The following is a 9,725-nucleotide window of genomic DNA, read 5'->3' as shown; positions in this document are numbered from 1 at the left end:
TGATCAAGCTAGAGGTTTAAAGACTGATCGGGTTCCAATTATTTTTATTAATAAATATTTTACACAATTCATACCAGGTAAGCAAGAGAGCTACGCCACTACTACCGAATCATTACCTAAGACCAGCCCTAAATGGTACATTATCAAAGCGCAAGTCCCTAAGTATTTTGGCTCACGCCCCTTCCTCTTTTGAGACGTTGTGACACTTAGGGTGCGGAATGTGGGTTGTAAGCATTTATTAACAAAGGAGAAAAGCGGCTCTTCGGTTTTTGTTATGCAATGGACGGGGGTTATAAGGGATGTAGCGATTTTTGTCAATTATTTTCGATCTAGAGCGAACTAATCAATTAAATCCCTTGCCAGATAAGGATTTAGTCGATTTATGCCCCCCTATCGAACCATACCAAGTAACGAAGAGCCAGAAAAGCCAGCCATTACCAGAAGCTCATCCGAACACTGCAGATGGACAGATGAGATGCTAGATGAATTGGCAGACTCAGTTTCGGGTGTCAAAGAATCAGTTTCGGAATTGCGAGAATCAGTTTCGGAATTGCGGGAATCAGTTTCAGAGGTTAAAGATTCCGTAGAAGGGTTACAATTGACAGCACAAGCTCTGCTACAAATAGCTGCTCAACAACAGCAAGAAAATGAAGCTCGGCAAGCAGAAATTGTCGAAATCAGGCAAAGACAGGAAGAGTCAGACAAGCGTTTTGAGGTTTTGCTGTCAGAAGTTCGCCATCTGATTCGGCAAATTAAACCAGATGACCACCAGCCGCAAAGTTGATCGTGTGCTACACTAGGATTGGTGGTTCTCAGTTACTTGTTATGCGATCACAAATACCAGACTTGACGCATAAGGTTTTCAGGATAAGCAAATAGTCCCTAGCATACTACCTACCGAAAAGCCGCAATGGTTACACATTAGTGAGTAAATTAGTGAGTAAATATGTTGGCAAATTGCCAGCGATCACGTCTCTATGATACGATTACTAAGTACTAATTAAAAGCCGTGTTAAAAACCTTAAAAGTAAATTACGATAAACTTGGCACAAACTTCAAAAAACAAATCAGCAATATGTCTTGGTTGTTTTTTGAGCAATTCATCAGTTTAGGAATTGGTTTATTTGTAGGGATTTGGGTGGCGCGGTATTTGGGACCAGATAGATATGGACAATACAACTATGCACTATCTCTTGTCGCTTTATTCATGCCGTTAGTTCAATTAGGATTAAATGGAATTGTTGTCAGAGAAATAGTATTTCAAAAAGATGCAAATTCTAGGAATGAAATTTTAGGAACAACTTTTGTGATCAGATTAGTAACTGGAACAATTGCAGTTTTTTTGAGTGTAGGGACAGTAATCTATTTACGACCAGGGGATACTTTGTCGCACTGGCTAGTAGGGATTATAGCAGCGGGCAATATCTTACTCGCCTTTGATACGATTGATTTATGGTTTCAGTCGCAGGTGAAATCCAAATACACGGTAATTAGCCGTACTACAGATTCTCTTGTTTTCAGCATCGTCAAAGTCCTCCTGATACAGTTAAGGGCTTCCCTGATAGCTTTTGCCGTCGCCACGGCCGCTAAAGGAACAATTAAGATAATCGGCTTGTCTATATGTTATAGGATTGACGGTTTGTCCCTGAGGAATTGGTCTGTAAATCTCTCTCGGGCTAAATTCTTGCTCTGGGAAAGCTGGCCACTGTTTTTTTCAGGATTGGCTATAATGGTACAAGCCTATATCGATCAGGTAATGCTGGGTCAGATGATCGGTGATGCCGAAGTTGGTCAATACTCAGTAGCCATGCAACTAATTGCAGTATTCGGTTTTGTCCCTGTGGTTATATGTCAATCCCTGGCACCGGCCGTGTCGGAAGCAAAGTTGGCTAGTAATAGCCTATATTTTAATCGCTTGGAGAATATCTACCGATTAATGTTTATCTTATTTTTGTTAGTTTCTATCCCTATTTTCCTCTGGTCTAGTAAAATTGTCATAATTCTGTTTGGTCAAGAATACAAGGAAGCAGGAACCTTGTTATCCTTATTTGCCATTAGGTTATTTTTTACTAATTTTGGAGTAGCAAAATCTTTGTTTATTACAAATGAGAGCTTATTTAAATACTCAATGCTTACAGCTATCATTGGTTCTTTAGTTAATGTTACCCTGAATTATATGCTGATTCCTCACTATGCAGCCGTTGGAGCTTTATGGGCGACAATAGCATCCTTTGGAACAACTACCTTTTTAATTGACTTACTTTATCCAAGAATGTACGGCAATCTCATCCTTATGGGTAAAGCGGTATTGTATCCTTGGCGACTAAAATTCTAGCAAGGCCAAATATAAAATTTTGTTTTTGAATTGAGCATTTATGTATAAAGTATGATACACTAACGTTGTGCTTTCTTGGTTTAAGGATTTATTCAAGGATTTGCAAGATGAAAGAGCCCCTGGAAAATTATCAGAAGAGTATCTACTCCCAATATGGAGAAGATGGTATTATCGAAGAAATTTGTCGAAGGTTAGGAATTAGTAATGGACACTGCGTGGAATTTGGAGCTTGGGATGGCATTTTTCTCAGCAATGTTTATAATTTATTGAAAAATAAGGGATGGTCTGGTACCTTGATCGAAGGAAATTCAAAAAAATTCCAAAAACTCAAGGTTAACATGAAAGACTTTTCTCAGGTATCATGTCTTAATGAATGGATAGGATTTGAGGAAAATAATTCTCTTGAAACAATCCTTAAACAGCAAAAAGTTCCTCCTGATTTTGATGTGTTATCTATAGATATTGACGGAGTAGATTTTTATGTATTTGAATCTCTCTCTGTTTATAAGCCTAAAGTTGTTATAATTGAGTACAATCCTACTATACCAAACGAAGTTGAGTTTGTTCAAGCAAAAACCTTCTCTACTAGCCAGGGTAGTTCAGCAAAATCCATAGTAAAGCTTGCAGAAAATAAAGGTTACAAGCCCGTATTTTGTACCTCATGTAATCTCATTTTTGTCTTAAATACTTATTACGATTTGGTTTGCGATTATGATGTTTCCTTGGATGAATTGAGGGATGACTCGCCATACAAAGTGTTTTTATTTGTGGGGTATGATGGAACCGTATTTACGAGTCAACCAGTCAAACTCTTATGGCATGGTGGAATTACTGTAGACAGCAGTAAACTTCAAGTTATCCCAATGCTATTCAGATCGTTTCCTGGTAACAAAAATATGGTATTACAGAAACTCCAAAAAGTTTTTCTTGATTGGTTTGTTAAAAAATAAACTAAGAACAGATGAAGCAAAATCATTGGGCAATTATAGAGATGAAAATATTTCACAATAATCTGGAGAGAAAATTATGGGAATAGTACGCATGGGACCGCCAAACGACTTAATACTTATGTTGAAAGAATGTAGTGAGGTAAACAGCTTCATTGAAACTGGAACTCATCTGGGAAATACGGCTTACTGGAGCAGCCAGAAATTCGGGCAAGTAATAACACTTGAGTATTCTACAGAAATGTATCAGCAAGCAACTCAGAAATATGGTAATGTAGAGAACATCAAATTTCTCCAGGGAGATAGCAGAGTGTTACTTCAAGAAATTGTATCTAGCCTTAAACAGCCAAGTATGTTTTGGTTAGATGCTCATTGGAGTGGTGGCCAGACTTACGGGGAAGAAGACGAATGTCCGTTACTTGAAGAACTTGAAATAATCAATGCTTCTCCATACGATCACATTATCTTAATTGATGATGCAAGGTTATTTCTCTCTCCTCCTCCTGCGCCACACCGAGTTGAGCAGTGGCCAGATATTTCTGCTGTAATCGATTGTTTAAATTTAGTCAAGAACAGATATACTGTAATTATTGAAGATGTCATCATCTCCGTTCCCAATAAATTTAAACCTGTCCTTGCTCAGTATTGTCAAGATTTGAATACCAAGGTTTGGGAAGAGTATGGAAAACAACAAAATACTAAAATTCAGGCAGGATTGAAATTAATATTACAAGGAATGAAGCAGACAACTTTAAAGTTACTTCCTGGAACAAAAAAGATTCTAAATACAATGAAACGAAATGGCTAGTATCAAAACAATAAAGCAATACCTCTCCAAATTCACCTTACTTAAGGTTCTTTATATCATTTATCGTACTTTGAAACAACAGTATGGCTTAAGTCTTAACTGGTTAAGGGGATTATTTGATATAATTTTATTCTCAAATGAATATAGAGTTTTTCAGGCTAATAATGATAACAATAATTTTGAATTAAAAATAAAGAACTGGATTCCTTGCTTGACTGATAAGACAGAGTTTACTCCAGTAGGGCCTGTATATTTTTTACAAGATACTTGGGCGGCAAGTAAAATTTTTCAACTTAAACCCGAACATCACTATGATGTGGGTTCATCTGTTAAAACAATTGGCATAATATCCCAATTTGTTCCAGTTACTATGATTGATATCAGACCGATTGATATTGAGCTAAAAAACTTGTATTTTCAAGAAGGATCTGTACTGGATTTGCCCTTTGAAGATAACAGTATTGAGAGTCTATCTTCTCTTTGTGTCATTGAACACATCGGTTTGGGAAGATATGGCGATCCCCTCGATCCCTGGGGTAGTGAGAAAGCTGTAAAGGAACTCAAGCGAGTTGTTAAATTAGGCGGTATAATTCTATTCTCTGTACCAGTAGATGAGAAAAATAAAATTTATTTTAATGGCTGCCGTGCTTTTACACGCGACTACGTCCTGCAACTCTTTGATGGCTTTGAACTTGTGGAGGAAAAGTATCAATATGGTAGGCAACTTTACGATTCATACGATCCGTGTAAAAAGTTTGGCACTGGTCTCTATATGTTTAAAAAATTTTAAATTATGCTACAATAAAAACAAGTCTTACAGTCTCTAAACTCTAGCTCTCTTATGGGGTAAGCCTTCAAGCTATCGCTAACTAACAGAAACCCGAAATTTGAGTTTTTATTAGAAAAAAAGTTAGCGATCACTTGTCAACCGAGGGTTTCAGAATCTGGATTCGGTCGGGGATTTCCGAAAGTTCCAGAAGAGCGCTATATCGGTTCTCACACCTGAGTCGTACACTTAAACCTTTGCTGATCAAACTTTTCAACATCGATAATGTACCTCTTGCGAACAGGAAACGCTATAGATTAGATAGATAATAAATACTTACCTTGGAGGTTTAAGGTCATGGATCAACAAAAAACAAGTCTTACTCTGTTTACCGGATGGCCCTTACTTTGTGAACAAGCAGCAAAAGATAAATCAGTTTTTGAGAATTTTAGAAGTAGTCCATCGGCCAAGTCAGTAGTAGAGACAGTAACGTTTAAAGCAGGAAGGCAGTGTTTACAACAAATAGTTTCTCAAAACCCTGAATTTACAAGATATTTCGATAAATTCAGAACAAGTGAAGATGTAGGCAATCCAGAGACTTATGGTTACAGGTATAAATGGTTCTCCGAAAAAATTTTCTTTTCACCCACAACTTTGAGGTATATAAGGGTTTTAAGCGACTTAAAAAAATTTTTTGGCAGTTTGGATGGAATGCGAATAGTTGAAATTGGTGTCGGTTATGGGGGTCAATGCAAAATCATTTCGGATTTGTATGAATTTGAGAGTTATACTCTAGTTGATCTGCCTTCATGTTTGCCATTGGCTAAGAAGTATCTAGATCATTTTGAAGTTAGGAATATCATTTGCAGTACTCTTGATGAATTGGATAAGAAAAACCAATACGACCTAGTTATCAGTAATTATGCTTTCAGTGAAATTACAAGGGGTCTGCAAGATGATTATATCGATAAAGTCACAAGGAAGTCTTTGAGAGGTTATCTGTTGTGCAACTTGCTTACACATGGAACAAAAATTAATTCCTATAGTAAGGAAGAATTGACTAATTTACTTAATGAAGCTAATGTGGCAGTCTTTGAAAAGAAGCCTTATCTACCAAAATCTGAAACACAATATAATGTTTCACTATTAGTTTGGGGAACAAACTAGAAAAATGAGGCTCTTCGTTACTTGTTATGGTTCGATAGGGGGGCATAAATCGACTAAATACTTATCTGGCAAGAGACTTAATTGATTAGTTCGCTCTAGATAACAAACAATTGACAAAAATCGCTAAATGCCTTTCTATATAAGGGTTCCATCCCTTATAACCCCCGTCCATTGCATAACACAAACCGAAGAGCCAAAAAGAGAATTGGCTAACATAAACATGAAGCTTAATCAATAATTCCTGGAGAGAAATTATCATGATCAAAATCAAAAATGAAAATCAGTTGCTACGAAAAACAAAGTCTTTGTGCCTGAAGATATTTAATGCCCTAGAAAATAATGGAAATTGTGAGTTTGATAGCAATGGAGAAGCAAAATTTATTAGCGATTTTTTAGCCACTTTGAAAAACAAAGAACCAGTTATCTTTGATGTCGGTTCTAATGTGGGGCTATACATCCAGAAAGTCTTAGAATATGCGGCAATAATAAATCGTAATCCTCAGATACACGCTTTTGAACCAACTAATAGTTGTTATAATGTATTACGGCAAAAATTTCTTAACCATCAGAATATAAAACTCAATCAATTTGGTGTATCCGATAGTGAAACAGAAGCAACAATTTACTATGACAGTAAATCAAGTGGGTTGGCTTCTTTATACCAAAGAAACTTAAAGCATTATCAAATTGATTTCTCTAACAAAGAGACGATTAAGTTGCGCCGTCTAGATAGTTATATAAAAGAGTATAATATTAGTCATATTGACTTACTAAAAGTTGATATTGAAGGTCATGAATTAGCTGCTTTTAGGGGATTAGGTGACTATTTGAACACAACTTTCATTGATGCTATTCAGTTCGAGTATGGAGGCTGTAATCTAGATTCTCATACCAGTCTAATGAAAATTTTTGATATTTTGATAAATTCTGGGTTTAAAATGTATAAAGTGATGCCAACCTATCTTGAAAGACGAGATTATCAGCCTCAAATGGAAAATTTCCAATACGCAAACTAGGTCGCCCTAAGTCCATCTATTAGATAAAATATGACTTGACACTACACTATTATGAAACAAGATAAAAATCTCATTATTTTCACTCACGGAGGCGGTCGATTTGCCAACCAGTTGTTTTCTTACGCTCATCTCATAGCGTTTTTAGCAGAGAATGATTACAAGTACGACTTGATTAATTTGGCCTTCTGGCCCTATACTCATCTACTAGAAAACACTTCAAAAAATCTTGCCTGTACTTTTCCCACTAAGCACAAACAGTGGCAAGCTTTGCAGAAGCTAAAAGATATTTTACAGTTTCTTCCTGATAAAATATCTAACAGCGGCAGAATTCGTAATAATATTGCTCGATTTCTGTATAATTATGCTTCTTTTGCTCCTGATATACAATCAATTATTGCCGAAAATGTTAGTGGCTTAAAAGACATTCCAGGAAAGCAAAAAGATAAATTTGATCTAAACAATCCAGATGATGTTGACTTATTAAATCAGGCAAAATTCACACTTTTAGCTGGATGGAAAGTGAGAAGTTGGCCGCTAGTCGAAAAACATCAGCAAACTGTTAGGGAGTGCCTAGCACTTAAAGAAAGTCATACAGCCACAGCCACAAAATTTATTCAAGAATTAAGACAAAAGTATGACTATCTAATTGGCGTTCTCATCAGACACTATGACTACCGGTTTATGCTAGAAGGTAAATATTTCTTTGAAACCCAGCAATATATTGACTGGATTCAACAAGCTCAAGATTTGTTTGGAACTTCTTTTAAAGTTGGCTTTGTTGTCGCCTCAGATGAACCACAAGATTTTGAGCTATTTAAAAATCTTAACGTAAATTTTGCGACAGGAACAGCTGTGGGTAAAGGGCATTACCTAGAAAGTATGGCAGAACTGTCACAGTGCGATATGATTATGACACCACCGAGTACCTTTGGGGTTTGGGCTGCATTTTTAGGTGATATACCTATCTTGCCACTTTATGATCCTTCTCAAGTTGTCAGCAAGCAAGATTTGTTGTATGGTAATATTTTTGATGCGATCGCTCATCCTGAAATGAGTGTTTTTGTAAAATAGCCTAAGAAAATGGAATAAATGTTTTTCAAGGAGAAGTTTATAAAATGTTGTATGGAAAATCCAGGCCTTCAAGCATTAGATATATACCGCTACTATTGATTTGTTCCTTACTCTTTATTACGGGATTACAAGTACCAGTAATTTCTATTTTGGCTACTATTTTATCGCCCTTGTTACTAATAGTTGATAAGTTGTTTGGGTGGCAAATATTTTCTATTAACAAAAGTCTCTTGAGAAAAACTAGGTTTCTTCAATCTCTAGTGATTTTGACTCTGTTTTGCATTATTTATTGGAGTATAATGGTTAGTTATAACTTATTGGTTTTAGGTGAAGACCAAGATGTATTACTACTCATAGTCGTACAAACTGTGAGAGTAACATCTTTTTATATTGTAGGATTTTTGATTAACTATACTCGGCTTCCAGGGTATCCTTATAACACCATTGTTGTCATGAGTTCTCTAGTTGGTTCAACTGTTTTTTATTCTGGATTATCAGTCCTAAGAACATTACAAATTCGTCCAAATTTGCCAAAAGTTAGAATTTATTTAGACTATTGGACTAATAGAGAAATGCCTGCAACTGGAGTAGGTGATTTCTTATTTTTAGGATTATTATATATTGTTATAGTATTTTATGCTTATAGACATAAAAAAGAATCTCAAATATTTTATATATTTTTTGTGTTTGTCTCAGCAATTTTTGTTTTTTTCTCATTCAATATAACAATCTTACTGCAAAACCGACTGGCCTTGATGGGAACAGCTATTAGTTTTGTAACTATCGGGTTTCTCTTACAATTTGGGTCTAAATTAAAATTTATAACTCTACCTTTGTTTGTAGGATTATTTGCCATAGTCTCCGTAGGAGTGAACATGCTTGAAATGATTTTATCTACTGTCTTGGCTCAATTAGGTGTTTTCAATAAACGTTTTTTAAGTCAGGGAACTGAGAGTGGTAGATTCGACAATTATCAAGTTGCTTTAGAAAAAATATGGCAATATCCTTTTGGAGGCAGAGAGTTTAATTTACCATCAACTAAATGGGTTCACAATCTATGGTTAGACGTAGCCTATGATGCAGGTCTTCTTCCAATGTTCCTACTTTTGTTATATTTTATTCTACATATAAATTGCCTTTTTAAAATACTTAATTCTGATTTACCTAAAATTGTAATTGTCTATTTTACAACTCTGAGCATTGGTATTTTATTCAATATGTCTTTAGGTCCGATCATTCAAGGCTCTGTTTTTGAATTTGGAATGACTTGCTTTTTCTTGGGCATCGTTGCGAGATTATCTGGAGAGGTTGAGATTAGCAAAAAATATAGTGCACCTAAATGATATGTAAACTAGAATGCCGACAACAATCCCGAAATATTTTAGAATAAAAGGAGGATAAATAGTAAGTGTTTGGAGAATCAAATGGAAGCAGAACTTCAAATTCTCGAAGAGTTCATCAAAACTAATCCCGACTCCCGAGAACTGAAAAGAGCCTGGGAGCATCCCAGTTTTGCAATGAGTAAAAATACTCAGGCAATATCGCCGTTGAGATAAGCACAACGTAGCTTCAAATACTGAGGAACATTCTCTGCTTTCCATTGTGCTCCCACAAT

General features: G+C 35.8%; 11 protein-coding genes. All 11 read left to right on the top strand.

The window, feature by feature from the left end:
- Window positions 1–193, top strand: a 193-nt coding sequence (locus EWV60_RS20445; RefSeq protein ID WP_287234343.1) for a hypothetical protein, incomplete at its 5' end; no start/stop codon positions are given.
- A 240-nt stretch (window positions 194–433) separates the two neighbouring features.
- The gene (locus EWV60_RS20440) at window positions 434–784 is read left to right on the top strand and encodes a hypothetical protein (protein WP_502705839.1); all 351 of its coding nucleotides are present in this window, start codon (window positions 434–436) and stop codon (window positions 782–784) included.
- 225 nt (window positions 785–1,009) lie between these two features.
- Window positions 1,010–2,335, top strand: a complete 1,326-nt coding sequence (locus tag EWV60_RS20435; protein ID WP_287234338.1) for a flippase — start codon at window positions 1,010–1,012, stop codon at window positions 2,333–2,335.
- Between the two features lie 107 nt (window positions 2,336–2,442).
- Window positions 2,443–3,285, top strand: coding sequence for an FkbM family methyltransferase (locus EWV60_RS20430; RefSeq protein WP_287234336.1), 843 nt, complete (start codon window positions 2,443–2,445; stop codon window positions 3,283–3,285).
- A gap of 76 nt (window positions 3,286–3,361) precedes the next feature.
- Window positions 3,362–4,090 (top strand): hypothetical protein, encoded by a 729-nt coding sequence (locus tag EWV60_RS20425; RefSeq protein WP_287234333.1) that lies wholly within the window; start codon window positions 3,362–3,364, stop codon window positions 4,088–4,090.
- Window positions 4,083–4,880, top strand: a complete 798-nt coding sequence (locus EWV60_RS20420; protein WP_287234331.1) for a DUF268 domain-containing protein — start codon at window positions 4,083–4,085, stop codon at window positions 4,878–4,880. The genes EWV60_RS20425 and EWV60_RS20420 overlap by 8 nt, the downstream gene beginning before the upstream one ends.
- Before the next feature lie 333 nt (window positions 4,881–5,213).
- Entirely contained in the window at window positions 5,214–6,023 is an 810-nt protein-coding gene (locus EWV60_RS20415; RefSeq protein WP_002775781.1) for a putative sugar O-methyltransferase, read from the top strand.
- A 257-nt stretch (window positions 6,024–6,280) separates the two neighbouring features.
- Window positions 6,281–7,039 carry an FkbM family methyltransferase gene (locus tag EWV60_RS20410; RefSeq protein ID WP_287234329.1) on the top strand — a complete coding sequence of 253 codons (759 nt, stop codon included), beginning with the start codon at window positions 6,281–6,283 and terminating at the stop codon, window positions 7,037–7,039.
- A 51-nt stretch (window positions 7,040–7,090) separates the two neighbouring features.
- The gene (locus tag EWV60_RS20405; RefSeq protein ID WP_287234328.1) at window positions 7,091–8,110 is read left to right on the top strand and encodes an alpha-1,2-fucosyltransferase; all 1,020 of its coding nucleotides are present in this window, start codon (window positions 7,091–7,093) and stop codon (window positions 8,108–8,110) included.
- A gap of 44 nt (window positions 8,111–8,154) precedes the next feature.
- The gene (locus EWV60_RS20400; protein ID WP_502705838.1) at window positions 8,155–9,453 is read left to right on the top strand and encodes an O-antigen ligase family protein; all 1,299 of its coding nucleotides are present in this window, start codon (window positions 8,155–8,157) and stop codon (window positions 9,451–9,453) included.
- Between the two features lie 81 nt (window positions 9,454–9,534).
- Window positions 9,535–9,666, top strand: a complete 132-nt coding sequence (locus EWV60_RS20395; protein WP_287234324.1) for a hypothetical protein — start codon at window positions 9,535–9,537, stop codon at window positions 9,664–9,666.
- Window positions 9,667–9,725 lie beyond the last annotated feature (59 nt).

This window comes from Microcystis sp. Msp_OC_L_20101000_S702 (assembly GCF_007095705.1).
Taxonomy (GTDB): Bacteria; Cyanobacteriota; Cyanobacteriia; order Cyanobacteriales; family Microcystaceae; genus Microcystis; species Microcystis ichthyoblabe_A.
The sequence above is the reverse complement of the archived record's forward strand: the minus strand, read 5'-3'. Positions and strand labels throughout refer to the sequence as shown.

Bases quoted from the DNA above. Each gene is read 5' to 3' on its own strand.
- EWV60_RS20410 (WP_287234329.1), top strand. From the start codon at position 6,281: ATGATCAAAATCAAAAATGAAAATCAGTTGCTACGAAAAACAAAGTCT.
- EWV60_RS20420 (WP_287234331.1), top strand. From the start codon at position 4,083: ATGGCTAGTATCAAAACAATAAAGCAATACCTCTCCAAATTCACCTTA.
- EWV60_RS20400 (WP_502705838.1), top strand. From the start codon at position 8,155: ATGTTGTATGGAAAATCCAGGCCTTCAAGCATTAGATATATACCGCTA.
- EWV60_RS20415 (WP_002775781.1), top strand. From the start codon at position 5,214: ATGGATCAACAAAAAACAAGTCTTACTCTGTTTACCGGATGGCCCTTA.
- EWV60_RS20430 (WP_287234336.1), top strand. From the start codon at position 2,443: ATGAAAGAGCCCCTGGAAAATTATCAGAAGAGTATCTACTCCCAATAT.
- EWV60_RS20425 (WP_287234333.1), top strand. From the start codon at position 3,362: ATGGGAATAGTACGCATGGGACCGCCAAACGACTTAATACTTATGTTG.
- EWV60_RS20395 (WP_287234324.1), top strand. From the start codon at position 9,535: ATGGAAGCAGAACTTCAAATTCTCGAAGAGTTCATCAAAACTAATCCC.
- EWV60_RS20405 (WP_287234328.1), top strand. From the start codon at position 7,091: ATGAAACAAGATAAAAATCTCATTATTTTCACTCACGGAGGCGGTCGA.